Here is a 25,490-nt window from a genome sequence, read left to right as displayed (position 1 = left end):
CGATGACAAACGACAACAACGCCGAAGTTCTCGACTACCTCAAGCGGACATCGATCGAGCTGATCGAAACACGCAAGCGCCTCAAGGAACTGACGGACGCAGCCGCCGAGCCCATCGCCGTCGTGGGTGTCGCCTGCCGTTTCCCGGGAGGCGTGACGTCCCCGGAGGAGCTGTGGGAGCTGGTGCGGGCGGGCGCGGACGTCGTGTCGGACTTCCCCGACGACCGCCACTGGGACCTGGAGAACCTGTACGACCCGGACCAGGACCGGCCCGGCACCAGTTCCACGCGCTCGGGCGGATTCCTGTACGACGCGGGCGACTTCGACGCCGACTTCTTCGGGATCAGCCCGCGTGAGGCGCTCGCCGCCGACCCGCAGCAGCGGCTGCTCCTGGAGACCTCGTGGGAGTCCCTGGAACGGGCCGGCATCGATCCGCAGACCCTGCGCGGCAGCGACACCGGCGTGTTCGCCGGCCTCGCGTACTTCGGCTACGGCAACCACTTCTCCACCCCCGAGGTCATCTCGGGCTACGCGCAGACCGGTTCCCTGCTGAGCGTGGCCTCGGGCCGCGTCGCGTACACGCTGGGGCTCGAGGGCCCGACGGTGTCGACCGACACCGCCTGCTCCTCGTCGCTGGTGACGGTGCACCAGGCGGTGCAGTCGCTGCGGCAGGGCGAATGCGGCCTCGCGCTGGCCGGCGGCGTCACCGTCATGGCGATGCCGCAGGTGTTCCGGGAGTTCTCCCGGCAGCGGGGACTGGCGGCGGACGGCCGGTGCAAGGCGTTCGCGGACGCGGCGGACGGCACCGGCTTCTCCGAGGGCATCGGCATGCTGGTCCTGGAGCGGCTCTCGGACGCGCGGCGCAACGGACGCCGGATCTGGGCGGTGATCCGCGGCTCGGCGATCAACCAGGACGGGGCGTCCAACGGACTGACCGCGCCGAACGGGCCGGCCCAGCAGCGGGTGATCCGGGCAGCCCTGGCCAACGCCCAGGTGCAGGCGGGCGACGTGGACGTGGTGGAGGCGCACGGGACCGGCACCACGCTGGGCGACCCCATCGAGGCACAGGCGCTGCTGGCCACCTACGGACAGGACCGGGACCCCGGCAGCCCGCTGTGGCTCGGGTCGCTGAAGTCGAACATCGGCCACACCCAGGCGGCCGGGGGCGTCGGCGGAATCATCAAGATGATCATGGCGATGCGCCATGAGGTGCTGCCCAGGACGCTGCACGTGGACCGGCCCTCGACGCACGTCGACTGGTCGGCCGGAGCGGTGGAGCTGCTGACCGAGGCCAGGGAGTGGACCAGCGCCGGCGGCCGGCCCCGGCGGGCGGGCGTCTCCAGCTTCGGGGCCAGCGGCACCAACGCCCACCTGATCCTGGAGCAGGCCCCCGAGCAGGAGACGGCGACCGACCCGGCCGAGCCGGGACCGGCCGGGGCCGGCGCACCGGTGCCGTGGGTCGTGTCGGCCCGCTCCGAGCAGGCGCTGCGGGCGCAGGCGCGCAAGCTGCGCGACTTCGTCGCCGCCGACCCCGGCGCGGACGTCGCCGACATCGGCGCCTCGCTCGTGTCGAGCCGCTCGCGGTTCGAGCACCGCGCCGTGGTCCTGGGCCGCGGCCGGGACGAACTGCTGGGCGCACTTTCCGCGCTCGGCGACGGCGCGGAGTCCCCCGTCGTGGTGCGCGGCACCGCCGGCGAACCCGGCGGCTCCGTCTTCATGTTCCCGGGCCAGGGGGCGAAGTGGGCCGGCGTGGCACGCGAGCTGTACGACACCTTCCCCGTCTTCGCGCAGAGCCTCGACGAGGTCTGCGCACACTTCGACGCGCACCTCCCGTTCTCCCTGAAGGCCGTGCTCCTCGCCGACGAGCCCGAGGGGGCCGAGCGCACGGACGTCATGCAGCCGGCGCTGTTCGCGCTGCAGGTCGCCCTGTACCGGCTGCTGACCCGGTACTGCCCGCGTCCCGGCCACCTGATCGGCCACTCCGTCGGCGAGATCGCCGCCGCCCATGTCTCCGGCGTCCTCGACCTGGAGACCGCGACCAGGCTGGTGGCAGCTCGCGGACGGGTCATGCAGACGGTCACCGAACCCGGCGCCATGCTGGCCGTACGCGCCTCGGAAACCGAGGTGAGCGCCCTGCTCGGCGCGTACGACCGCGTCGGTGTCGCCGCCGTCAACGGCCCGGAGTCGGTCGTGGTCTCGGGCCTGCGCGACCAGGTCCACGCGATCCGGGACCGGCTCGTCGCCGACGGCAGGTCGGCGAAGCTGCTCCCGGTCGACCACGCCTTCCACTCCCCCCTCATGGACCCGATCCTGGACGAGTTCGCGGGATCGCTAACGCGGTTCCCGGCGGGCGAGATGTCGATCCCGATCGTCTCGACCAGGCTGGGCCGCGAGGTCACGCTCCAGGAGCTGACGTCCGCCGAGTACTGGGTCAACCACGTCCGCGAACCCGTGCGCTTCCACGACGCGGTGGAGTGCGCCCGTGCGGCCGGTGCGGACGTCTTCCTCGAAGTCGGTCCGGGAGCGACCCTCGCCGGCCTCACCAAGGACGCCTTCGCCGGTGCGGGCGTGCACGACGCGCTGGTCCTGTCGTCGTCGCGGCGCGACCGCCCGGCGGCGCACGCGCTGGTCGCCGCACTGGCCGAACTGCACGTCCGGGGCGGATCGGTGGACTGGGACGCCCTGTTCGGGACGCGCCGCACGGTGGACCTTCCGACGTACGCGTTCCAGCGGCAGCGGTACTGGCTGGACTTCCTGGCCGCGATGGAGTCGGCGGACGTCACCTCCGCCGGTCTGTCCGCCCCCGGACACCCGCTCCTCGGCGCCGTGGTCGACCATCCCGGCACCGACGAGGTGGTGTTCACCGACCTGTGGTCCCTGCGGACCCACGACTGGCTGGCCGACCACGCCGTGTTCGGCTCGGTCGTCGTACCGGCGACGGCCTATCTGGACCTGGCGCTGTCGGTGGGCGGGCACGTCGGGTGCGGCACGGTCGAGGAACTCTCCCTGGAAGTCCCCCTCATCCTTCCCGACACGGGCGACGTGCAGGTACGGATCGTCGTCGGCGCGGGGGACGAGGCCGGACGCCGCTCCCTGGACGTGTACTCGCGTCCGGCCGAGGACGGCGCGACGGTCGGCGGCTGGACCCGGCACGCGATGGGGAACCTGTCACCGGGCGCACCGCGCACGGCCGAGGGGGCCGCCGCCCCGCGCGCGCTCGCCGTCTGGCCGCCGTCCGGCGCCGCCCGGCTCGACTTCGACGGCCTCTACGACTCCCTCGCGGACGGCGGTTTCGACTACGGCCCGGCCTTCCGCGGGCTGCGTGAGGTCTGGCGGCACGGCGAGGACCTCTTCGCCCTGGCCACCCTGCCCGAGGGCGCCGAAGGCGCCGCCCACGACGGGTTCGCCCTGCACCCGGCACTGATCGACACCGTGCTGCACGCGGTGGTGGTCGGCGGTGTCCTCGAGGTGACGGGCGAGCAGGGCTGGATGCCCTTCTCCTGGTCCGGGGTGCACCTGGCCGGGGAGTGCGGAACGACCGTGCGGGTACGGCTCACCCCGGCCGGCGAAGGCGTCGTCTCCGTGACGGTCGCCGACGAACACGGCCACCAGATAGCGTCCGTCGAGGCGCTGACGTTCCGGCCGGCCAACGCCGAGCAGGTGCGCTCGGCACGCGGCGGGCAGGAGCGGTCGCTGTACGAACTGCGGTGGCGGCCGGCCAAGGAGAGCGGGCGGGAAACCCCTCACGGGCGGTGGGGCGTCCTCGGCGCGCGGAACGGACTGGCCTCCCGGCTCCTGCGGACCGGCGACGAGAGCGTCGTGTTCTACGAGTCCCTCGACGAGGTCCTCCCGGGCGAGGCACCCGGGCACATCGTGCTGTGCCCGGACGACTTCGCCCTTGCCGCACCCGATCTGCTCACCGGTGTCGGCGAGACCGACAAGCGCGTACTGGACCGGGTGCAGGCGTTCCTCGCCGCGGAACACCTCGACCGTTCCACGCTGGTGGTGCTCACCCGTCGGGCCCTGGACACCGGTGCCGGCGAGGGCGTCGAAAGCCTCCCCGGCGCCTCCGTGTGGGGCCTGGTGCGCTCCGCCCAGACAGAGCACCCGGGCCGGTTCCGGCTGGTGGACATCGACGACGCGGAAACGTCCTGGACCCGCCTCGCGGACGCGCTCGCCCTCGACGAGGACCAGCTGGCGCTGCGCGACGGCGCCCTTCTCGTCCCCCGCCTGACGGCGGCCGAACCGGCCGACCACCGCATCGAGCCGCCGGCAGCGGGTGCCCACCGTCTCGGCATCCCGACCAAGGGCACGCTGGAGAACCTGACCTGGGTCCCCTGCCCCGAGGTGGAGGCACCCCTGACGAGCGGCCAGGTCCGCATCGCCGTCCAGGCCGCGGGCCTCAACTTCCGGGACGTCACCATCGCGCTGGGGCTGGTCGACCGGACGGCCATCGACGCCGGACTGGGCAGCGAGGGCGCCGGAGTCGTGCTGGAGGTGGCGGACGACGTGACCCGCCTGGCGCCCGGCGACCGGGTGACCGGCATCTTCACCGGCGCCTTCGGCCGCACGGCCGTCGCCGATCACCGCATGCTCGTGCCCGTCCCGGACGGCTGGAGCTACGCCGAGGCCGCGTCCGTGCCGTGCACCTTCCTCACCGCCTACCACGGGCTCTTCCGCGTGGCGAACCTGAAGAAGGGGCAGCGGATCCTCATCCACGCCGCCGCGGGCGGCGTCGGCATGGCCGCCGTCCAGCTCGCCCAGCACGTCGGCGCCGAGATCTACGCCACCGCGAGCCCGGCCAAGTGGCCCGTCCTGCGCGGCCTGGGGCTGGACGAGACGCACCTGGCGTCCTCGCGCGACCTGGAGTTCGCCGAGAAGTTCCGCCACTCCTCCGGCGGCCACGGCGTGGACGTCGTACTGAACTCCCTCGCGCACCAGTTCGTCGACGCCTCGCTGACCCTGCTGCCCGGCGGCGGACACTTCGTCGAGATGGGCAAGACGGACATCCGCGACCCCCGCCAGGTGGCGGCCGCCCACCCCGGCGTCGACTACGAGGCCTTCGACCTCTACGAGGCGGGCCCGGACGCGATCCACGAGATGTTCCGGGCCGTCATGGAGCTGTTCGCCGACGGGCGGATACGGCTGAACCCGATCTCCCTGCACGACGTCCGCGACGCGCGCCGCACCTTCCGCGAGATGAGCCAGGGCCGCCACGTCGGCAAGCTGGTCCTCGAGGTGGGCGACGGCCTCGGCGGCGGCACCGTGCTGGTCACCGGCGGGACCGGGGGAGTGGGTTCGCTCGTCGCCCGGCACCTGGTCGCCGAACACGGCGTACGCAGCCTGCTGCTGGCCAGCCGTCGCGGAGCGGCCGCCGACGGGGTGCCCGAGCTGGTCGCGGACCTGGAGGGCGCGGGAGCGGCCGTACGGGTCGTGCAGTGCGATGTCGCGGATAGGGCCGCCGTCGCGGACCTGCTCGCGGACCTGCCCGGCCGGTACCCGCTGACCGCGGTCGTGCACGCGGCGGGTGTGCTCGCGGACGGCACCGTCGAGTCGCTGACCGCCGAGAGCATCGACCATGTGCTGCGCGCGAAGGTCGGCGGCGCGGTCAACCTGCACGAGCTGACCCGGGAACACACCCTGTCGGCGTTCATCCAGTTCTCCGCCCTCGCGGGCACGCTCGGCAACGCGGGACAGGCCAACTACGCCGCGGCGAACGCCTTCCTCGACGGACTGGCGGCGCGGCGCAGGGCCTCGGGTCTGGCCGGCACCTCGCTGTGCTGGGGCTGGTGGGAACAGAGCAGCGGCATGACCGGGCAGCTGGACCAGGCCGACCTGTCCCGGCTGAGGCGGATGGGCATCGCGGCGATGCCGACCCCCGAGGCACTGGCCCTGTTCGACTCGGCGTGCGCGAGCGGCAAGCCGGTCCTGGTGCCGGCCCGGGTGGACCTCGCCGCACTGCGCAACAAGAGCGCCGACGAGCTGCCGCCGCTCCTGCGCGACCTCGTCGAGGGCGGTCGTCCACGCCGCCGGGCGAGCACGGCCAAGGACTCCGGCCCGGCCGGGCTGGCCGAAAGACTGGCCGTCCTGCCGGCCGACGAGGCACGCACAGCCGTCCTGGACTGGGTCCGCGAGCAGGCCGCCGTCGTGCTCGGACATCCGTCCAGCGCGGGCGTCGACGTCGACCAGGCGTTCACCCAGCTCGGATTCGACTCGCTGACCGCGGTCGAGATCTGCAACCGCCTGGCCGCCTCGACCGGACTGCGCCTGCCGTCCACCCTCGTCTTCAGCTACCCGACACCGCGCGAGCTGGCCGAGCACCTCTTCGGCCTACTGCGTCCGGCATCGGAGCAGGCCTTTGCCGAGGACGCCGACGGCGCCGAGGACGCCCGGATCCGGGAGGTGCTGCGCACCGTCTCGATCGACAGCCTGCGCGGCGCGGGCCTCCTGGAGCTGGTCCTGGCCTGCGCCGGCCAGGACCCGGACAGCGGCGGCGGACAGCGGGCGGAACCGGACACCGGCGCGGACGAACTGTCGGAGCTGGACCTGGAAGCACTGGTCGACCTGGCTTTGGAGGAGAAGAGGTGAGCGACATGACCAACTCCGCCGATCGCACGGCGGACGGCGCGGACCGGGTCCAGCGGGCGCTTCGTACCCTGCTGGAGGAGCGTGACCGCCTCCGGCAGGAGAACGACGCCCTGAAGGCCGGCCGTGGCGAGCCGATCGCCGTGGTGGCCATGGCGTGCCGCTACCCGGGGGGCGTGTCGTCGCCCGAGGACCTGTGGGACGTGGTCCGTGGCGGCCTGGACGTCGTGGACGACTTCCCCACGGACCGTGGGTGGCGGGACGTGTACGACCCGGATCCCGACGCGGTCGGCACCTCGTACACGCGTCAGGGAGGCTTCCTGAGCGACGTGGCGGGCTTCGACGCGGACTTCTTCGGCATCAGCCCGCGCGAGGCGCTGGCGGTCGATCCCCACCACCGTCTGCTCCTGGAGACGTCGTGGGAGGCCTTCGAGCGGGCCGGCATCGTCCCCGCCGACGTACGCGGAGCCGACGTCGGCGTCTTCTCGGGGGTCAGCTCGTCCGAATACGGGTGGCGTTTCCTGGAGGCCGGCCAGAAGGAGCTGGAGGGCTACCTGCTGTACGGCAGCTCGTTGAGCGTCTCGACCGGCCGGGTGGCGTACGAGCTGGGGCTGACCGGCCCGGCGGTGTCCGTGGACACGGCGTGCTCGTCGTCGCTGGTGGCCCTGCACTTGGCGGTGCAGTCGCTGCGCGCGGGTGAGTGCTCGCTCGCACTGGCGGGCGGGGCACTGGTGATGTCGACGCCCGCGCCGTTCGTGGAGTTCGCCCGGCAGGGCGCCCTGTCGGCCGACGGCCGCTGCAAGGCCTTCGCGGACCGGGCCGACGGGACCGGCTGGGCCGAGGGGGTGGGCGTGCTGCTGCTGGAGCGGCTGTCCGACGCCCGCCGCAACGGCCACCCGGTCCTCGCCGTCGTCCGGGGCTCCGCGGTGAACCAGGACGGGGCCAGCAACGGGCTGACCGCTCCCAACGGCCGAGCCCAGGAGCAGGTGATCCGGCGGGCGCTGGCGAACGCGGGGGTCGCGGCCCACGAGGTGGACCTGGTCGAGGCGCACGGCACCGGAACCACCCTGGGCGATCCCATCGAGGCGGGCGCCCTGCTGGCCACCTACGGGAAGGACCGGGCCGAGGGCAGACCGCTGTGGCTGGGGTCCCTGAAGTCGAACATGGGGCACGCCCAGGCCGCCGCCGGGGTCGGCGGGTTCATCAAGGCCGTGATGGCCATGCGGCACGGCTACCTCCCCAAGACCCTGCACGTGGACGCGCCCTCGCGGCACGTCGACTGGTCCTCGGGCGGCGTCGAACTGCTGGTGGAGGGCCGTGAGTGGACCCGCCCGGACGGCCCCCGGCGGGTCGGCGTGTCGTCGTTCGGGGTCAGCGGCACCAACGCGCACGTGATCCTCGAAGAAGCCCCACAGGAGCAGGAGCCGGAGCGGGCGCAGGGGCGTGGCACGGACGCCGGCGTCGTCGGCGGCCTGGTGCCGTGGGTGGTGTCCGCCAAGAGCGCGAAGGCCCTGGAGCAGCAGGCGGCCCGACTGCGCGACTTCGCCGCCGCCGGCGCGGGCCCGGACATCGCCGACGCGGGCTGGTCGCTCGTGTCGAGCCGGTCGCGGTTCGAGCACCGCGCGGTGGTCCTGGGCCGCGACCGGGACGAACTCGTGCGCGGCCTGACGGCGCTGAGCACCAATGCGGAGTCCGCCGGGGTGGTCCGCGGCACGGCCGGGAACCTCGGTGGCGTCGCCTTCATGTTCCCGGGCCAGGGCTCCCAGTGGGTCGGCATGGGCCGGGAGCTGTACGACGCCTTCCCGGTCTTCGCGCAAAGCCTCGACGCGTGCGCGGCCGCACTGGCCGAGTGGGTCGACTGGTCGCTGCTCGACGTGGTGCGCGGTGTGCCGGGGGCACCGACCCTGGACCGGGTGGACGTCGTACAGCCGGCGCTGTTCTCGGTGATGGTGTCCATGGCCGCCCTGTGGCGGTCCTGGGGCGTGGAACCGGCCGCGGTGGTGGGCCACAGCCAGGGCGAGATAGCCGCCGGCTACGTGTGCGGCGCGCTGTCCCTGCGGGACGCCACCAAGATCGTGGCACTGCGCAGCAAGGCCCTGGTCGATCTGATCGGTCACGGCGGAATGGCGTCGGTCGCCGAGTCAGCTGAGGTGGTGGAGGAGCGACTGGCTCCGTGGAGCGGCCGGGTGAGCGTCGCCGTCGTCAACGGACCCAGCTCCGTGGTGGTGTCCGGGGAACCGGACGCGCTCGACGAATTCGTCGAGAAGATGAAGGCCGACGGTGCCCAGGCGCGGCGGATATCGGTCGAGTACGCCTCCCATTCCCACCAGGTGACCCGGGTGCGCGACCAGGTGATCGACGCCCTGTCCGACGTACGGCCGAAGACGTCGACGCTGCCCTTCTACTCGACCCTGTACGGCGAGGTCATCGACACCGCCCGGCTGAACGCCGACTACTGGTACGAGAACCTGCGCGAGAAGGTCCGCTTCGAATCCTCCGTCCGGCGCCTGGCGGGGGACGGCTTCCGGGTGTTCGTCGAGATGAGCCCGCACCCGGTGCTGACCGTCCCGGTGCAGGAGATCGTCGAGGACCTGGACGACGCGCTGGTGCTGTCGTCGTCGCGGCGGGGCCCGGGCGAGGTGGCGGCCGTACTCGGCTCGCTGGCCGCGTTCCACGTCCGGGGCGGGTCCGTGGACTGGGACGCCCTGTTCGGGACACGCCGGCGGGTGGACCTTCCGACGTACGCGTTCCAGCGGCAGCGGTACTGGCTGAGCTCCTCGCACACGGCGGCAGCCGCGGCGCAGGTGCCCCAGACGGAGCCGCCGGGCGACGACGACCACCTCGTCCCCCTAGCCGACCGGCTTTCCGCCCTCCCGGCCGACGACGCCCGCGCACTCGTCCTCGACCACGTCGTCGAAAGGGTCGCCGTCGTGCTCGGCCACGCCTCGACGGACACCGTCGACCCCGACGGCGAGTTCATGAGGATCGGGTTCGACTCGATGCTGTCGGCGGAGCTGAGCAGACGACTGACCGCGTCGACCGGACTCAAGCTGAGGGCCAACGCGGTGCTGCGCCACCCGACACCGAGACTCCTGGGCGAGCACATCGCGTCCTCGCTGGCCAAGCCCGGACCGCGGTGACCCCACCGCGTTCCGGGCGTACGCCCGCACCGTGCGAACGTCCCGCCGGCGGGACACCGCAAGCCCGGCAGCGGCTTGTCCCGCCGGGCACCAAGTTGTCTTGAACGGCTGACTCACTGCCCTGACCGTGGGGGTGACCTGCGTGATCCCGCGACTGTCTGGCCTGTTTTGCTGAGGGGTTGATCTGTGTGCGTACGTTCGGTGCGTCGTCTGCGCATGAAGGGATGTGGCGGGCGCAGCAAATGGCTCCTGACACGCCGAACCATGCGCTGACCATGTGGGACGTGGACGGTGAGCTGGACGCGGCCGTCATGGAGTCCGTGTTCCTGCACGTGATGGGCGAGGCGGAGGTGCTGCGCGTCAACTTCGTCGACGACGGCGACGGACTGCGCCTGGTGCCCCGCGAACTGGGGGACTGGCGGCCGTTCTTCCTGGATCTCAGTGCCGAGGCCGATCCCGAGCAGGCGGCGCGCGAGGCCCTGGCCGACCTGGTGCGGCAGCCGTTCGACCTGGCGCGGGACCCGCTGTTCCGGCTCGGCGTGGTCAGGCTCGCCGAGACCCGCTCCCTCCTGGTGATCGCCTACCACCACCTCGTCTCCGACGGGTTCGGCGCGGGCGGCCTGCTCTCGAAGCGCCTCGCCGAGGTCTACACGGCACTGGCACGCGGGCAGCGGGTACCGGAGCTGCCGCACCCGTGGGACCTCGAGTCGTTCGCCACCGAGGCGACGGAGTACCTCGCCTCCCAGAAGTTCACCGAGGACACGGAGTTCTGGCGCGACTACCTGACCGAGGCGCCCGCGCCCGCACAGGTACCGCGCGTCGCCCTGTCCGACGCGGCACGGTCCGCGCTCGACGAACCGATGAACAACGCCGACCGCTGGTCGGAGGTGGCCGAGACCATCGGCATGGCGAGCCGCACGCTCACCGTCCCGCGCGCCGAGGCGGACCTGTGGACCGGCACCGCGCGGACCGCGGGCGTGTGGATGTCGCAGATGCTGACCGCCGCCGCGGCGGTGTTCCTGCGCCACCGCTGCGACCGCCCGGAATTCCTCCTCTCGCTGGCCGTCGGCAACCGGGTCGGGGTGGCGAGCCGGACGCCCGGCCTCGCGGTGAACGTGGTGCCGGTACGGGTGAGGGTTCCGCTCGGGGCGACCTTCGCCGAGATCACCGACGCGATCGTCGACGAGACGTACGAGATCTTCGACCACACCGCCTGCCACTACTCGGACATCCAGCGGGCGAGCGGGACCGTCATGAGCGGCCGCGGCAGTTACGGCGCCGTCATCAACGTCGTCGAGTTCGCCGAGCAGCTCCACTTCGCCGACAGCCCGGCCCGCTACTCCGGCGCGACGACCGGCACCTTCGAGGAACTGTCGATCGGCGTCTACACCGACGGGAGCCCCGACAGCGACCTCTACATCCGCCTCGACGCCCCCATGAGCCTGTACGACCGCGCGGAGCTGCGCCTCGTCGGCGAGGAGCTGATCGCCTTCGTCCGTGCCGTGGTGGCCGACGGCGGGCAGCCGGTCGGCGCGCTGGACGTGCTGAGCGGCGCCGAACGGGACCGGGTGCTGACCGCGCCCCACGACACACAGGCCCCCCTCCCGGAGGCGACGGTCACGCAGCTGTTCGCCCGGCAGGTCGAGCGGGATCCCGATGCCGTCGCGCTGGTGTCCGGCGACTCGGCGGTCTCCTACCGGGAGCTGGACGAGCGGTCGAGCCGCCTGGCCGGAGCGCTGCGACGGCGGCACGTCGGACCCGAGACGGTCGTGGCCGTGGCGCTGCCCCGCTCGGTGGACCTGGCCGTCGCCCTGCTCGGGGTGGTGAAGGCGGGCGGGGCCTACCTGCCGATCGACCCGACGCTCCCGGCTGAACGGATAGCGGCGCGGGTCGGCGCCTCTTCGGCGGCCGCCCTGCTCACCGACGCGGCGACGGCCGACACGCTCACGGCCGGCCTGGATGTGCCGACGATGGTGCTCGACGACCTCCGGTCGACGACCGCCGACCACGACGAGGCCCCTCGGGCGGTCCCGTCGCACCAGGACGGTCTGCTGGCCGTGGTGCACGGCTCCCACGCTTCCCACGGCTCCGAAACGGCCGACGGGACCGGCGAGGCCGCCGCGGTCGCCGTCACGAACCGGAACCTGGTGCGGCTCGTCACCGACCGCAACTGGCAGGAGGGCGGCCGCGGCAGCGTGCTGTGGCACGCCCCGCACACCTTCGACGCGCTCGCCCTCGACGTGTGGGTGGCCCTGCTGAACGGCGGCCGCGTGGTCGTGGCTCCCCCGGGGGAACTCGACGTCGACGCCCTGGAAGAGGCGCGCAGGACGCACGGCATCTCCACGGTGCGGCTGCCCGTGGGCCTGTTCTCGGCGATCGCGGCCCACCGCCCCGAGTCCCTCGCCGGGCTGCGCGAGGTGTGGACCGGCGGTGACCGAGTGTCCCTGGCCGCGCTGCGCCGCGTCCGTGAGGCCTGCCCCGGGCTGACGATCGTCACCGGTCACGGTCCCACGGAGACGACCGCGCCCGCCGCGTGCCACCGCCTGGCCGCGAACGAACCGGTGCCCGACGCGGCCACGGTCGGCCGTCCGGCGGACCACACCGCCCTGTACGTGCTGGGACCGGGGCTGGCACCGGTCCCGGCAGGAGTGACCGGAGAGCTGTACGTGGCCGGGCCCGGCGTGGCGCGCGGTTATCGCGGGCGGTCCGGGCAGACCGCCGAGCGGTTCGTGCCCTGCCCGTTCGGTCCGGCGGGCGGACGCATGTACCGCACCGGCGACCGGGTGCGGTGGGGTGCAGGGGGTCGGCTCGAATTCGTCGGCCGGGCCGGTGCCCAGGCGGATGTGCGGGGTGTCCGGGTGGAGCCGGCCGAGGTCGAGGACGTGCTGGCGGAGTACCCCGGGCTGGCGCAGTTCGTGGTGACGGTCAGGCAGGACGGCTCCGGGCAGCGGCGGCTGGTGGCCTATGTGGTCCCGGCGGGCGGCGGGGCCGTTTCGGAGGACGAGCTGCGCCGGTTCGCCGCCGGGCGGCTGCCGGAAGTCCTGGTGCCGTCGGTGTTCACGGTGCTGGAGCGTCTGCCGGTGACGGCCGGCGGACGGGTGGACCTGGCGTCGCTGCCGGAGCCCGAGTTCGACGACGGACAGTACCGGGCGCCGCGCAACCACACCGAGCGGGTGCTGGCCGCCGCGTTCGCCGACGTGCTCGAACTGGACCGGGTGGGCATCGACCAGGACTTCTTCGACCTCGGCGGCAACTCGCTGCGGGCGATCAGGCTGGTCGGCCTGGTCCGGGCCGAGCTGAACCACGAGGTGTCGATCCGCACGCTGTTCGCGGCCCGCACCATCAGCGGTCTGTCGGACATGTGGGCGGACCTCGCCCGGTCGAGCAGGCCCACCCTGCGCAGGAGGACCAGGGAGGGCGCGGTCCTCTGAGCGGACAGGACGACGCCAGGGCGGGAACCGGGAGGAGCCGGTTCCCGCCCTGGCGGTGTGCCGGGGTACGGGCCTCGGGGGAGGCGCGGGGTCAGGCCGGGAGCAGTTGCCCGGTGATGGTCCGCAGGATGTCCTCGTGGTGGTCGACGAGGTAGAAGTGTCCGCCGCTGTAGGTGTGCAGGGCGAAGGACCCGGTGGTGTGGCCGGCCCAGGCGAGCGCGTCGTCCTCGGTGACCACGGGGTCGTCGCGGCCGGTGAGCGCGTGCACGGGGCAGCTCAGGGGCCGGCCGGCGTGGTACCGGTAGGTCTCGGCGGCCTTGTAGTCGTTGCGGACGATGGGCAGGGCCAGACGCAGCAGGTCCTCCTCCTTGAGGATCTCCTCGTCGGTGCCGCCCAGTGACCGCATCCGGGCTATCAGTTCGGCGTCCGTGCCGAGGTGGACCGCACTGGCCGGCTGGCGCGAGGGCGCCGGTCGGGCCGAGACGAAGAGCGCGGCGGGCACCGTTCCGGCGGCCTCGAAGCGGCGGGCCAGTTCGAAGGCGACGGTCGCGCCCAGGCTGTGGCCGAACAGGGCGACGGGTCCGCGGGCCTGGCGCAGCAGCACCGGGAACAGCTCGTCGGCCAGCTCGTCGACCGAGTCCAGCAGGGGTTCCCTGAGCCGCTCGTGCCGTCCGGGGTACTGGATCGCCAGCACCTCGCACCGGCCGTCCAGACCCCGCGCCACCGGGAGGAAGAAGGCCGCGCTGCCGCCGGCGTGCGGAAGGCAGACGAGCTGCGCCGGGCCGGGATCCGCGCGCTGGTACCGCCGTATCCACAGAGCGTCGGAATTCACCGTGGCCGTGGTCATGGGAGCGTGCCGTCCTTCCGCTGGATGACGTGTGGTCAGGCTCCCTCGGCCTGCTCGCGTCCGGCTGGAGTGCGGTGGCCCGATGCCGCGCTCCCGTGTACCGGACGGCCCCGATGATCCAGGCTTGCCCTGATCCATCCCGATAGCCGGTGATACCGGACGCCGGTCCCGTCGTGCCGGAGCGGGCCCTGTCCTGTGGCCAGGACAGAGGTCCCCACCCGTCGCGGGGCCGGTGTGTCAAGGCCTGTCACCGCAACGCGCCCCGCGGTGCCGTCCCGGCAGGCAAGGCATTGTGATGGCCCGTCACCTCGTCCAGTGTGGCGCTATGGACACCACGGAACGCTCGGACATCGCCACCCTGCCGGTCGAACGGCCCGGTGGCTGTCCGTTTGACCCTCCTGCCGAGCTTCGCGAACGTCCCGCACTGAGCAGGCTCGCTTATCCCGACGGGCACATCGGCTGGCTCACCACCAGCCGTGACGTGACGCGTGCGGTACTCGCCGATCCGCGGTTCAGTATCCGCTACGACCTGCTGCACCTGCCCTACGAGACCGGCACGGTCGGCCCCTACCCGCCCGCCGAGCCCGGTGACTTCACGGGGATGGACGCGCCGGAGCACAACCGCTACCGGCGGCTGCTGGCCGGTGAGTTCACCGTGCGCCGCATACGCAAGCTCACCGAACGGATCGAACAGGTCACCGCCGCCCAGCTCGACGAGATGGAGCGGGTCGGCCCCCCGACCGACCTGGTGCAGGCCTTCTCACTGCCGGTGCCCACCGCGATGATCTGCGAAATGCTCGGTGTCCCCCTTGAGGACCAGGAAGAGTTCCTGCGCGAGGCGATCGTGATCACGGCCAGCAGGCCCGGTGAGACCATCTCGGCCGAGGACTGGGCGAAGGCGGTCACCGACCTCCAGGCCTACGTCGGCCGGCTCGTCCTGAACAAGCGCGCCAACCCCACCGACGACATGCTCAGCGGCCTGACCAAGAGCGACCTCACCGACCAGGAACTGGCCAACATCGGCGTCATGCTGCTCGGTGCCGGCCTGGAGACCACGTCGAGCATGCTCTCGCTCGGCACCTGGACCCTGCTCAACAACCCCGAGCAACTCGCCGCGCTGCGCGCCGATCCGGGCAAGACCGAGACCGCCGTCGAGGAACTGCTGCGCTACCTGACCATCGTGCCGGTCATCATCCGCACGGCACTGGAGGACGTGGAGCTGGACGGCACGCTCATCCGCAAGGGCGAGACCATCACGCTGCACCTGGCGCAGGCCAACCGTGATCCCAAGTACTTCTCGAGTCCGGACGCCCTGGACATCGCGCGCGACTCGGTCAGTCAGATCGCCTTCAGTCACGGCATCCACCAGTGCATCGGGCAACAGCTCGCCAGGGTCGAGCTGCGGGTGGCGCTTCCGGCGCTGCTCAACCGCTTCCCGAACCTGCGGCTCGCGGTTCCGGAGGAGGAGATCGTGCTGAGCGGCACCGCCTCCATGGCCGGGGTCAAGAGCATGCCCGTCACCTGGTGAACCGGGCCACCCGGGCGTCCACGACCGCGAACGCCTCCTCGCGGAACGGGTGCGGTACCGCTGCGAGCGGTACCGCACCGCGCGTCTTCCCGGCCTGACGGTTCAGGCCCCTCGGGGCCGCGGATCACAGGCTGCGGGCGGTGATGTCGCCGTTGGAGGTGGTGGCGTGGATGGCGAGGTCGGCCGTGCCGTTGTTCTTCAGGGCGTTGCTGATACGGCCGTGGGTGGTACCGGCGTCCAGGGCGGCCGAGACGCCCGCCGCAGCGCCGACCGAGATGTCACCGGACTGGGTGCGGAGCACGACCTTGCCGCCCGTGGCCTCGTTGATCAGGATGTCGCCCCGCGCGGTGCTGATCTCGGCGGAGCCGCCCAGCCGGCCGACCTCCACGTCACCGTCGACCGCGGTCAGGCGCACGTTCGCGGCCTCGTCCAGCTTGATCTGGCGGTACGCGCCCTCGAAGGCGACGTCGCCGAGGCGGCCGACGGTCCTCAGTTCGGCGCTGGCCGCCTTCGCCTCGACGCGGGAACCGGCGGGCAGCTTGACCGTCACCTCGATGGATCCGGTGGGGCCGAGGTACTGGTTCTTCGCCGCGTTCCGGATCCGCAGGACCCCGTCGGCGTACTCGACCGTGGTCTGCTCCGCCGCCTTCACGTCGCGGCCCTTCTTGGCGTTCGCGGGCAGGATCTCGACCGCGGTGTCCGCCCGGTCGGCGGCGATGAACTGGACGCGTCCCGCGGGGATCTCCAGGACGGCGGAGATCGGGGCCGGGGTGTTGAACTTCTGCATCGTGCTCTCCTCAGACTCTGCGATTCGTTGTTCCGAACACTGGAAACGCTACGTTGCTTTCTGGATGTCTGCAACAACAGTTTTGCTTCGGATGGGCATCTTTGCAGGTAGATGCAGCATAATCATTGCAACGCTCTCGCGTTTAATGCAACAGTCGCATGGTCGGTCGTTGCAATGTGGTGATGGTGAACGCTATGGTGGACCCGTCAGGGAACACCGAGCGGCACCATGGGGCACCCGTGGGGCATGAAGGGGGTCGTGATGCCGGGAGGCAGACTCACCCAGCAGGAGCGCCAGCAGATCGCGGTGGGGCTGGCCGACGGCCTGGCGTACGCCGAGATCGCCCGCCGCCTCGACCGTCCGACCTCCACCATCACGCGTGAGGTGATGCGCAACGGCGGCCCCGCCGGCTATCGCGCCGACCTGGCCCAGCGCGCCACCCAGCAGCGCACCCACCGGCGCAAGCAGGCCGCTCCCGTGGGCTCGCAGGCCCTCCCGCAGGCCTACGGCCGCGACGCCGAGGCCGTGCGCGACTACCAGGAGGCCCTCACCACCGTCTTCATGACCTCGGGCCTGCCCAAGATGATGGCCCGGGTGCTGGGCTGCCTCTACACCACCGACACCGGCAGCCTCACCGCCTCCGAACTCGCCCAGCGCCTCAAGGTCAGCCCGGCGTCCATCTCCAAGGCGATCACGTTCCTCGAGGGCCTGGACCTCGTCCGCCGGGAGCAGGGCGAGCGCCGGCGTGAGCGGTACGTCGTCGACGACGACCTCTGGTACCAGTCGATGATCCGCAGCGCCCGGGCCAACGACCAGTTCATCGAGACCGCGCGGCAGGGCGTGGGCATCCTCGGCCGCGGCACTCCGGCCGCCAACCGCCTGGAGAACGCCGCCCGTTTCCTCGACTTCGTCAGCGAAGGTCTCATCCGCGCCGCCGAGCAGGGCCGCGAGGTCCTCTACACCAGGACCGAGACGGCTGAGACGGGGTCCTAGGGGGCCTTCAGCACCAGCGCTGCCGCCGCCACGCCGGCGCAGCGCTCGGGCCCCGTCCGGGACGGCCGTGAAGCCGCCCCCGGCGGGGCCCGAAGGTGTGCGTGCGAGGTCTATCCGGCGGAACCGGTGCCGCCCACGGCTTGCGTGTCCGAGGCCGGCCGGGGCTCGGTGATGACCCTCACGGCCCCGGAGGGGCAGGAGTCCGCGGCGCGGCGGACCGGTTCGTCGACGGCGTCCACCGTCCGAAGCGGTTCCACTCGCCCGTCCTCGTCCTGGTCGAAGTACTCGGGCGCGATGAGGGCGCACATGCCGGCACCGACGCAGCGGCTTGGGTCGACGACGAGTTTCACGGTGCTACTCCACCTCCCACGCGACCGGCAGGTTCCAGACGCCGTAGATGTTCTCCCGGGTGCGCATGGGGATCTCCTCGGCCGGCGCGGCCAGCCGCAGCGACGGGAAGCGCTCCAGCAGGGCGGGAATGGTCACCCGCATCTCGACGCGGGCGAGCTGCTGCCCCAGGCACTGGTGCACGCCGTGGGAGAAGGCCAGATGACCGGAGGGCTTGCGGCGCAGGTCGAGCCGGTCCGGGTCGGGGTACTTCTTGGGGTCCCGGTTGCCGACCGCGATGGAGAACACCAGGGTCTCCCCGGCCTTGATGGTCTCGCCGCCCAGCTCGACGTCCTCCAGCGCGGTCCGGAACGTCATGTCCGCCACGCTCAGATAACGGAGCAGTTCCTCGACCGCGTCGTCGATCAGGGTCAGGTCGTCGCGCAGTGCGGCGAGCTGCTCCGGGTTGTTGAACAGCACGAGCATCCCGGTCGCGATCATGTTGGACGTCGTGTCCATCCCGGCGCCCAGCAGGAACGCGCAGAAACCCGCGATCTCGTCGAGGGTCAGCTCGGTGGCGGCCAGGTCGCTCAGCATGTCGTCCGTCGGGTTCGCCCGCTTCTCCACGACCAGGCTGTGCAGATAGTCGTGGACCGCCGTGTGGGCCGCGCCCCGCTCCTCGAGGCTGACGTCCCAGCTCATCACGGTCCGGGCCTGCTTGAGGAATTCCTCGCGGCGGTCCTCCGGCACGGCGAGCAGTTCGCAGATCGTCAGCGAAGGAATGGCCTCCGCGAACACCTTCACCAGGTCCACCGGCGGAGCCAGTTTCTCCATGGCGTCCAGGTGCTCGATCGTCATCTTCTGGATGCGCTCGGTCAGCAGCCGCATGCGCCGCACGGTGAACAGTCCGGTCACCGCCTGGCGGATCCGGGTGTGGTGCGGAGGGTCGATCCCGGAGGGGTCACCGACCGTCGCCGGCGGCAGGCTGCCCCCCTCCTCGACGAACGGGAAGGGAAGGTGCCACAGCTCATAGCGAGCGCTGAACCGCTTGTGATCGGCCAGCACTTTCCGCATCAGCTGGTATTCGGTGACTATCCAGGCATAGTGACCGTCCGGCAGTTTCACCCGGTGAACCGGCGCGGACTCCTGCAGTTCCCGCCATGCCGGGGACGGCTCGATGGGGCTTTCCTGAGTGCGAGTCGAGGGCTGCAGCATCAGCTCGATCAGCTGCTCGGTCATTCGTACACCCTCCATGGCAACGGGTTTATGGGCGACATCAACGGAGGACCTTCCCCTCTGACAATGATGCGAATTCAGAACGTATTTCAGTACCGAGGTGAACAGCCTGAATCTGGCTGGAGCCCCTATGGCCGGTGGGCCGGTCCGAACCAGGTGGCGAGGGCGGTCCGCAGCGCGGACGTGTCGGGCGCGTCGGAGGCGGCCGCCGCCCAGGCGACATGGCCGTCGGGGCGGATGAGGAGGGCGGCGGGAGCGGGGATCTCGCCGACGGCCGGGACGGCCCAGCGGTCGTCCTCGCTGCGTGCCTCGACGAGGTCGACGCGACCGGCCCAGGCCTGCGCCACCGCGGCCACCTCGGCGCTGCCCCGCAGACTGAGCAGGACGGGGCGGCCGGCGTGCAGCAGTTCGTGGACGCGGGTGGCGCCGTCGGCCGTCTTCAGGTCGGCGTCGGTGACCCGGCGGCCCGTCAGCGGATGGTCGCCGTCGACGGGATAGCGGATGTCCAGGGCGGTGAGCTTGCCGCACAGATGCCGGTTGACGTCGTCGAACACCAGAAGCTCGCCGAACACCTCGCGCAGGGCGTCCGTCTGGGGGCCCGGGCGGGCCAGGGCCGACTGGGCGCGGGTGTTGTGCAGCACGCGCTCCCCGACGGGATGACGTTCGGCGTGGTAGCTGTCCAGCAGGCTCTCCGGGGCCTGGCCGCGCACCACCGAGGCCAGCTTCCAGCCGAGGTTGACCGCGTCCTGCACCCCCATGTTCAGCCCCTGCCCGCCGGCCGGGAAGTGGATGTGCGCGGCGTCGCCCGCGAGCAGCACCCGGCCCTCCCGGTACCGGTCGGCCTGCCGCGCGGCATCGTTGAACCGGGAGACCCACCGCGGGCTGTGCATGCCGAAGTCGGTGCCCGCGAGCCGCACCAGCGACTCCCGCAGCTGCTCGAACGTGGTGGGTTCGTCGCGGTCCACGACGCGGTCGTACTCGGAGGTGATCACCCGGTACCAGCCCGGCTCGAAGGCGATCGCCGAGTAGTCGCCGCCCGCGCAGCGCCGCACCCAGATGTAGTCCTCGGGCAGATCGGGGAGTTCGACGTCGCCGATCAGCGCGGTCATCGTCGCCTCGGTGCCGGGGAAGCCGATGCCCGCCAGCTTGCGCACGGTGCTGCGTCCGCCGTCGCAGCCCACGAGGTAACGGGCACGCAGCGTCGCGGGCGCCCCCTCCCCGGTAAGCAGCTCGACCGTCACGCCGGTCTCGTCCTGCCGGACTCCGCTCACCTCGGACGACCTGCGCACCCGCACACCGAGTTCGGCGGCCCATTCCTCCAGCAGCCGTTCGATGTCGGACTGCAGGATCATCAGCGGGTAGGCGTGCCGGGACTCGGACTCGTCGAATTCCAGGTAGAGGCCGGAGAAATGGCCCACCGCCTGCGGTTGGCCGACCGCCAGGAAGCGGTCCAGGACTCCGCGCTGGTCCAGCACCTCCAGGGTGCGGGAGTGCATTCCGCCGGCCCGCGACTCGCCGGTGCGCTCCGCGAGCCGCTCGAGCACCACCACGTCGACGCCCGACAGCCGTAGCTCGCAGGCGAGCATCAAGCCCGTCGGCCCGGCGCCCGCGATCACCACGTCCGCGTCGATACCGGTGTTTCCCACGTCGTTTCCCCTCGTCCCGTCGTGCCTCTGACTGCGTTGGACCACCCCGGTCAGGGAGCGGCGGTGCCGGCGAGCAGCCCCTCGGTGACGGTCGCGGCGACCTGGCCGATGTGGTCGACGAGGTAGAAGTGGCCGCCGGGGAAGACCTTCAGGTCGAAGTCCCCGGCGGTGTGCTCCCGCCAGGTGCGAGCCTCCGGGACGGTCACCATCGGGTCCCGGTCGCCGACCAGGACGGTGACCGGAGCGGTGAGCGGCTCTCCGCCGCCCCAGCGGTAGGTGCCGAAGACCTGGTAGTCGGCTCGCAGCGCCGGCAGGACCATCTCCTGGATCTCGGGATCGTCGAGCATGCTCTGGTCCGTGCCGCCCAGCTTGCGCACGTCGGCCAGCACCTCGGCGTCGTCGAAGAGGTCGTAGCGGATGCCGGACCGGATGCCGGGGCCGCCCCGGCCGGAGAGGAACAGCCGCCGGGGGCCGGGCAGTTCGCCCTGGGCGAGCAGCCGGGCCGTCTCGAAGGCGACCAGGGCGCCCATGCTGTGGCCGAACAGCGCGTACGGCCGTCCGGGGTCCGCGGCCAGTTCCCGGACCAGCTTCTCGGCCACCGCCTCCACGAGCGGCGCCAGGGACGTGAACGGCGCCTCCTGGTACCGATCCTGACGCCCCGGGTACTGGACGGCGACCACGTCGAAGTCCGCGGCCAGGGCTCGCGCCAGCTGCATGTACGCCGTCGCCGAACCCCCCGCGTGCGGGAAGCACACGAGCCGCGGCCCGTCCCCCGCGGCCGTGGTGAAGCGCCGGAACCACGTGCTGTCCACCGTTGGTGTGTCCCTTCGTCTCGGGAGCGAGGGCCCGTGCCAGTCCGCACCGCAGCTCACGCCCGAGCATCACGTCACACCCTCGACAGGTGCTCGCAGGGCGGTGGAGAGCCCGCGCGGAGCGTCGTCCGGCACTCCAACCGGCTTCGAGTGGCCTGGCGGAGGCTGACCGCTGCTCCATCACGCCGGATGGTTCATCACGACGGCCGGAAGGGGAAACCCATGACCGCCCTGGACGACAAGCCGGTCTGGCGGCAGCGGAACACGGTCGCCGAACGCGATGCGAAGCGCGACGCAAGGCGCAATGCGCTGCGCGATACCGCACGCCCTGCGCTGCGCGATGCCGCACGCCATGCCCTGCGCGACGCCATGCTCCGAGGGCCCGGCGGCCGGCGCACCGGGGCGCGCTCCTCCGGCGAGCACGGGAACCGGCCCCGGTGACCGCGGACGCGGCCCATCCGACGCCGGTGCCGCACCAGGCGACGTCCGCCCCGGCGCGACGCCCGGCACGCCCTCTCGCCGACTCGGGTGCGGGTGTGCTCCGGCCGGGGGACCCCCGGAGCACACACCGGACACCGCCCGCCGCGGCACTGGTCGGCACGGCGGCCGACCCGGCCCCGGGGCAGTCGGCCGTCGTCACCGCCGGGCACCGCCGCCGCCCGCGACATCGAGCGGTCCTCCAGCCGCCCTCGACGGATGACAGCCAGCCTGGTGCCGCCGCCGACCCGCCAGGGATCGACAGCACCTGTACGGCATCGGTCGCGGCGCCCACGTCCCGCCCCCGTCGGCGACCGGACGCGGCCCAGGGCCGGCAGCTGCCCGGGCCGCCGTGCACGTGCGGCCCCGGCCGGGCCCCCGGCTCCTGTCCGCCCGCCCGGCCACCGTCGCCGGTACGGCAGCCGTCCCCGGCTTCGCACGGACCTCGCAGCCGCCGCCCGGCGAGCCTGCCGACCGCCCCGACACGGGCGGCACGTTGGACCACGACTGCTCACGCCTAGGAGAGACATGGCAACCCGGCTGTTCACTTCCGAGTCCGTCACCGAGGGCCACCCCGACAAGATCGCTGACCAGATCAGTGACGCCGTCCTGGACGCCCTCCTGCGCGAGGACCCGGCTTCCCGGGTGGCGGTGGAGACCCTGATCACCACGGGCCAGGTCCACGTCGCCGGGGAGGTGACCACCTCCGCCTACGCGGACATCCCCGGAATCGTCCGCAAGACCGTCCTGGACATCGGCTACGACTCCTCGGCGAAGGGCTTCGACGGCGCCTCCTGCGGGGTGTCGGTGTCCATCGGCGCCCAGTCCCCCGACATCGCCCAGGGCGTGGACACCGCCTACGAGCAGCGGCTCGGCGACACCGATGACGCCCTTGACGCGCAGGGCGCCGGCGACCAGGGCCTGATGTTCGGATACGCCACCCGCGAGACCCCCACCCTGATGCCCCTGCCCATCGAGCTGGCGCACCGGCTGTCACGCCGGCTGGCCGAGGTCCGCAAGGACGGTGTGGTGCCCTACCTGCGCCCCGACGGGAAGACGCAGGTCACCATCGAGTACGAGGACGACCGCCCGGTGCGCCTGGACACGGTGGTGCTCTCCTCCCAGCACGCGTCCGGCATCGACCTCGACCACCTGCTCACCCCGGACATCCGCCGGCAGGTCGTGGAGCCCGTCCTGGCCCTGCTCGCCGAGGACGGCATCAAGCTGGAGACCGACGGCTACCGGCTGCTGGTCAACCCGACCGGCCGTTTCGAGATCGGCGGCCCGATGGGGGACGCCGGCCTGACCGGCCGCAAGATCATCATCGACACCTACGGCGGCATGGCCCGCCACGGCGGCGGCGCCTTCTCCGGCAAGGACCCGTCCAAGGTGGACCGCTCGGCCGCCTACGCGATGCGCTGGGTCGCCAAGAACGTGGTCGCGGCGGGCCTCGCCGAGCGCTGCGAGGTGCAGGTGGCGTACGCGATCGGCAAGGCCGAGCCGGTCGGCCTGTTCGTCGAGACCTTCGGTACGGAACACACGCCGCGCCCGGTGATCGAGCGGGCCATCAGCGAGGTGTTCGACCTGCGCCCCGCCGCCATCATCCGTGATCTGCAGCTGCTGCGGCCCATCTACTCGCGCACCGCCGCGTACGGCCACTTCGGCCGTGAGCTGCCCGAGTTCACCTGGGAGCGCACCGACCGTGCCGACCAGCTGAACGCCGCCGCCGGCCGCTGACCGGCCGGAACCAGAGGGACGGGAGTTCCCATGCGCATCGCGGTGACCGGCTCCATCGCCACCGACCACCTCATGACGTTCCCCGGCCGGATCGTGGACCAGCTGATCCCCGACCGCCTCGACCGGGTGTCGCTGTCGTTCCTGGCCGACGACCTGGAGGTGCGCCGCGGCGGGGTCGCCGCCAACATCTCCTACGGGCTCGGCGGGCTGGGGCTGAGCCCCGTGCTCCTCGGCGCGGTCGGCAGCGACTTCGGCGAGTACGAGGTGTGGCTGAAGGAGCACGGCGTCGACACCGGCGCCGTACACGTCTCCCCCCATCGGCAGACGGCCCGGTTCCTGTGCCTCACGGACCAGGACGCCAACCAGATAGCCGCGTTCTACGCCGGCGCCATGACCGAGGCCCGCGACATCGACCTCGGCCGCCTCGACCCGCTGCCCGACCTCGTCGTCGTGGCGCCCGACGACCCCGAGGCCATGCTGCGCCACACCGCGCGCTGCCGTGCGCTCGGCATCGCCTTCGCGGCCGACCCCTCGCAGCAACTGGCCAGCCTCGACCGCGACCAGACCCGCACGCTGGTGACCGGGGCGCGCTGGCTGTTCACCAACGAGTACGAGTCGACCCTGCTGCTGGAGCGCACCGGCTGGAGCCACGACGACGTCCTCGGACACGTGGGCGCCTGGGTCACCACGCTCGGCGCAGACGGCGTCCGGGTGGAGGCCGCCGACCGCCCGGCGTTCACCGTCCCCGCCGTCGCCGGCGTCCGGATCGCCGACCCGACCGGAGTCGGCGACGCCTTCCGCGCGGGCTTCCTCGCGGCCCTCGCCTGGGGCGTGGACCGGCCGCGCGCGGCCCAGCTCGGCTGCGCCATGGCCTCCCTGGCGCTCTCCGAGGTGGGTTCCCAGGCCTACGAACCCGACCCCGGCCGGCTCTCCGCGGTCATCGCCGCGTCCTACGGCACGGCGGCGGCCGAGGAGCTGGCGGGACACCTGGGAGGCGTGCCATGCCCGCGGTGAGCGCAGGAGGCGAAACCCTCCGGGACGCGCTCGCCAGCCGTGTGGTGGTCGCCGACGGAGCCATGGGCACGATGCTCCAGGACCACGACCCGACACTGGAGGACTTCCAGCAGCTTGAGGGCTGCAACGAGATCCTCAACGTCACGCGCCCCGACATCGTGCGCTCCGTCCACGAGGAGTACTTCGCGGCGGGCGTGGACTGTGTGGAGACGAACACCTTCGGTGCGAACCACACGGCCGCCGCGGAGTACGAGATCGCGGACCGGGTGCACGAGCTGTCGGAGGCGGGTGCGCGGATCGCCCGTGAGGTGGCGGACGAGTTCGCGGCCCGGGACGGCCGGAGCCGCTGGGTGCTGGGTTCGGTCGGCCCGGGCACCAAGCTGCCGACCCTGGGCCACGTCGGCTACGCGACGATCCGCGACGGCTATCAGGCCAACGCCGAGGGGCTGCTCGCCGGCGGCGCCGACGCGCTGATCGTGGAGACCACCCAGGACCTGCTGCAGACCAAGGCCTCGGTGCTCGGTGCCCGCCGGGCGATGGACGCCCTCGGCCACCAGGTGCCGTTGCTGGTCTCGATGGCGTTCGAGACCACCGGCACGATGCTGCTCGGCTCCGAGGTCGGTGCGGCGCTGACTGCGCTGGAGCCCCTCGGTATCGACATGATCGGCCTGAACTGCTCGACGGGACCGGCCGAGATGACCGAGCACCTGCGCTACCTCACCCGGCACTCGCGCATCCCGCTGCTGTGCATGCCCAACGCGGGCCTGCCCGTCCTCACCAAGGACGGCGCCCACTTCCCGCTCGGCCCGGAGGGTCTGGCGGACGCCCAGGAGAATTTCGTACGGGAGTACGGCCTTTCCCTGATCGGTGGGTGTTGCGGTACGACGCCGGAGCATCTGCGTCAGGTGGTCGAGCGGGTCCGGGGCATGGT

The 25,490-nt window shown here is 72.3% G+C and carries 15 protein-coding genes; 9 read left to right on the top strand and 6 right to left on the bottom strand.

Annotated elements, in window-relative coordinates; genetic code table 11:
* Window positions 1–2 precede the first annotated feature (2 nt).
* The 3 genes from ACFYMM_RS36970 to ACFYMM_RS36960 all read left to right on the top strand — a co-directional run bounded on the left by ACFYMM_RS36970 (window position 3) and on the right by ACFYMM_RS36960 (window position 13,155).
* On the top strand, window positions 3–6,587 hold the full coding sequence (locus tag ACFYMM_RS36970) for a type I polyketide synthase (protein ID WP_388395228.1): 6,585 nt from the start codon (window positions 3–5) through the stop codon (window positions 6,585–6,587).
* Between the two features lie 5 nt (window positions 6,588–6,592).
* Window positions 6,593–9,724, top strand: a complete 3,132-nt coding sequence (locus ACFYMM_RS36965) for a type I polyketide synthase (RefSeq protein WP_388395303.1) — start codon at window positions 6,593–6,595, stop codon at window positions 9,722–9,724.
* Window positions 9,725–9,912: 188 nt separating this feature from the next.
* Window positions 9,913–13,155 carry an amino acid adenylation domain-containing protein gene (locus ACFYMM_RS36960; RefSeq protein WP_388395225.1) on the top strand — a complete coding sequence of 1,081 codons (3,243 nt, stop codon included), beginning with the start codon at window positions 9,913–9,915 and terminating at the stop codon, window positions 13,153–13,155.
* 91 nt (window positions 13,156–13,246) lie between these two features.
* Here the strand turns inward: ACFYMM_RS36960 and ACFYMM_RS36955 are convergent, their stop codons facing one another.
* A complete protein-coding gene (locus ACFYMM_RS36955) occupies window positions 13,247–14,002 on the bottom strand; it encodes a thioesterase II family protein (RefSeq protein ID WP_388395222.1) in 756 nt (251 codons plus the stop codon).
* A gap of 325 nt (window positions 14,003–14,327) precedes the next feature.
* Here ACFYMM_RS36955 and ACFYMM_RS36950 point away from each other — a divergent pair, with 325 nt between their 5' ends.
* The gene (locus tag ACFYMM_RS36950) at window positions 14,328–15,530 is read left to right on the top strand and encodes a cytochrome P450 (RefSeq protein WP_388395219.1); all 1,203 of its coding nucleotides are present in this window, start codon (window positions 14,328–14,330) and stop codon (window positions 15,528–15,530) included.
* Between the two features lie 124 nt (window positions 15,531–15,654).
* Here the strand turns inward: ACFYMM_RS36950 and ACFYMM_RS36945 are convergent, their stop codons facing one another.
* Window positions 15,655–16,317 carry a DUF4097 family beta strand repeat-containing protein gene (locus ACFYMM_RS36945; RefSeq protein WP_388395217.1) on the bottom strand — a complete coding sequence of 221 codons (663 nt, stop codon included), beginning with the start codon at window positions 16,315–16,317 and terminating at the stop codon, window positions 15,655–15,657.
* A 261-nt stretch (window positions 16,318–16,578) separates the two neighbouring features.
* Here ACFYMM_RS36945 and ACFYMM_RS36940 point away from each other — a divergent pair, with 261 nt between their 5' ends.
* Window positions 16,579–17,310, top strand: coding sequence for a helix-turn-helix domain-containing protein (locus ACFYMM_RS36940; protein ID WP_388395214.1), 732 nt, complete (start codon window positions 16,579–16,581; stop codon window positions 17,308–17,310).
* Window positions 17,311–17,420: 110 nt separating this feature from the next.
* Here the strand turns inward: ACFYMM_RS36940 and ACFYMM_RS36935 are convergent, their stop codons facing one another.
* From ACFYMM_RS36935 to ACFYMM_RS36920, 4 genes are all read right to left on the bottom strand, one after another.
* On the bottom strand, window positions 17,421–17,660 hold the full coding sequence (locus ACFYMM_RS36935; RefSeq protein ID WP_388395212.1) for a ferredoxin: 240 nt from the start codon (window positions 17,658–17,660) through the stop codon (window positions 17,421–17,423).
* Between the two features lie 4 nt (window positions 17,661–17,664).
* Window positions 17,665–18,876, bottom strand: coding sequence for a cytochrome P450 (locus ACFYMM_RS36930; protein WP_388395209.1), 1,212 nt, complete (start codon window positions 18,874–18,876; stop codon window positions 17,665–17,667).
* 125 nt (window positions 18,877–19,001) lie between these two features.
* A complete protein-coding gene (locus ACFYMM_RS36925; RefSeq protein WP_388395301.1) occupies window positions 19,002–20,459 on the bottom strand; it encodes an FAD-dependent monooxygenase in 1,458 nt (485 codons plus the stop codon).
* A 110-nt stretch (window positions 20,460–20,569) separates the two neighbouring features.
* Window positions 20,570–21,331 (bottom strand): thioesterase II family protein, encoded by a 762-nt coding sequence (locus tag ACFYMM_RS36920; RefSeq protein WP_388395206.1) that lies wholly within the window; start codon window positions 21,329–21,331, stop codon window positions 20,570–20,572.
* A gap of 222 nt (window positions 21,332–21,553) precedes the next feature.
* Between ACFYMM_RS36920 and ACFYMM_RS36915 the strand changes: the two genes are divergently transcribed.
* The 4 genes from ACFYMM_RS36915 to ACFYMM_RS36900 form a co-directional block, all read left to right on the top strand.
* Window positions 21,554–21,772 (top strand): hypothetical protein, encoded by a 219-nt coding sequence (locus ACFYMM_RS36915; RefSeq protein ID WP_388395204.1) that lies wholly within the window; start codon window positions 21,554–21,556, stop codon window positions 21,770–21,772.
* A 564-nt stretch (window positions 21,773–22,336) separates the two neighbouring features.
* Complete coding sequence (gene metK / locus ACFYMM_RS36910) at window positions 22,337–23,545, top strand: methionine adenosyltransferase (protein WP_388395202.1); 1,209 nt, start codon at window positions 22,337–22,339, stop codon at window positions 23,543–23,545.
* Between the two features lie 30 nt (window positions 23,546–23,575).
* Window positions 23,576–24,559 carry a carbohydrate kinase family protein gene (locus tag ACFYMM_RS36905; protein WP_388395199.1) on the top strand — a complete coding sequence of 328 codons (984 nt, stop codon included), beginning with the start codon at window positions 23,576–23,578 and terminating at the stop codon, window positions 24,557–24,559.
* Window positions 24,547–25,490 (top strand): homocysteine S-methyltransferase family protein (locus ACFYMM_RS36900; protein WP_388395197.1); only part of this gene is annotated, 944 nt, incomplete at its 3' end. The genes ACFYMM_RS36905 and ACFYMM_RS36900, both read left to right, overlap by 13 nt.

The organism is Streptomyces sp. NPDC006739 (assembly GCF_042869815.1).
GTDB lineage: Bacteria > Actinomycetota > Actinomycetes > Streptomycetales > Streptomycetaceae > Streptomyces.
Note: the sequence above shows the minus strand (reverse complement) of the source record. Positions and strands in the feature narration are given on the sequence as shown.

Coding starts and splice junctions, on each gene's coding strand:
- ACFYMM_RS36970 (WP_388395228.1), top strand. CDS start 3: ATGACAAACGACAACAACGCCGAAGTTCTCGACTACCTCAAGCGGACA.
- ACFYMM_RS36965 (WP_388395303.1), top strand. CDS start 6,593: ATGACCAACTCCGCCGATCGCACGGCGGACGGCGCGGACCGGGTCCAG.
- ACFYMM_RS36955 (WP_388395222.1), bottom strand. CDS start 14,002: ATGACCACGGCCACGGTGAATTCCGACGCTCTGTGGATACGGCGGTAC.
- ACFYMM_RS36950 (WP_388395219.1), top strand. CDS start 14,328: ATGGACACCACGGAACGCTCGGACATCGCCACCCTGCCGGTCGAACGG.
- ACFYMM_RS36945 (WP_388395217.1), bottom strand. CDS start 16,317: ATGCAGAAGTTCAACACCCCGGCCCCGATCTCCGCCGTCCTGGAGATC.
- ACFYMM_RS36940 (WP_388395214.1), top strand. CDS start 16,579: ATGCCGGGAGGCAGACTCACCCAGCAGGAGCGCCAGCAGATCGCGGTG.
- ACFYMM_RS36930 (WP_388395209.1), bottom strand. CDS start 18,876: ATGACCGAGCAGCTGATCGAGCTGATGCTGCAGCCCTCGACTCGCACT.
- ACFYMM_RS36925 (WP_388395301.1), bottom strand. CDS start 20,459: ATGCTCGCCTGCGAGCTACGGCTGTCGGGCGTCGACGTGGTGGTGCTC.
- ACFYMM_RS36915 (WP_388395204.1), top strand. CDS start 21,554: ATGACCGCCCTGGACGACAAGCCGGTCTGGCGGCAGCGGAACACGGTC.
- metK (WP_388395202.1), top strand. CDS start 22,337: ATGGCAACCCGGCTGTTCACTTCCGAGTCCGTCACCGAGGGCCACCCC.
- ACFYMM_RS36905 (WP_388395199.1), top strand. CDS start 23,576: ATGCGCATCGCGGTGACCGGCTCCATCGCCACCGACCACCTCATGACG.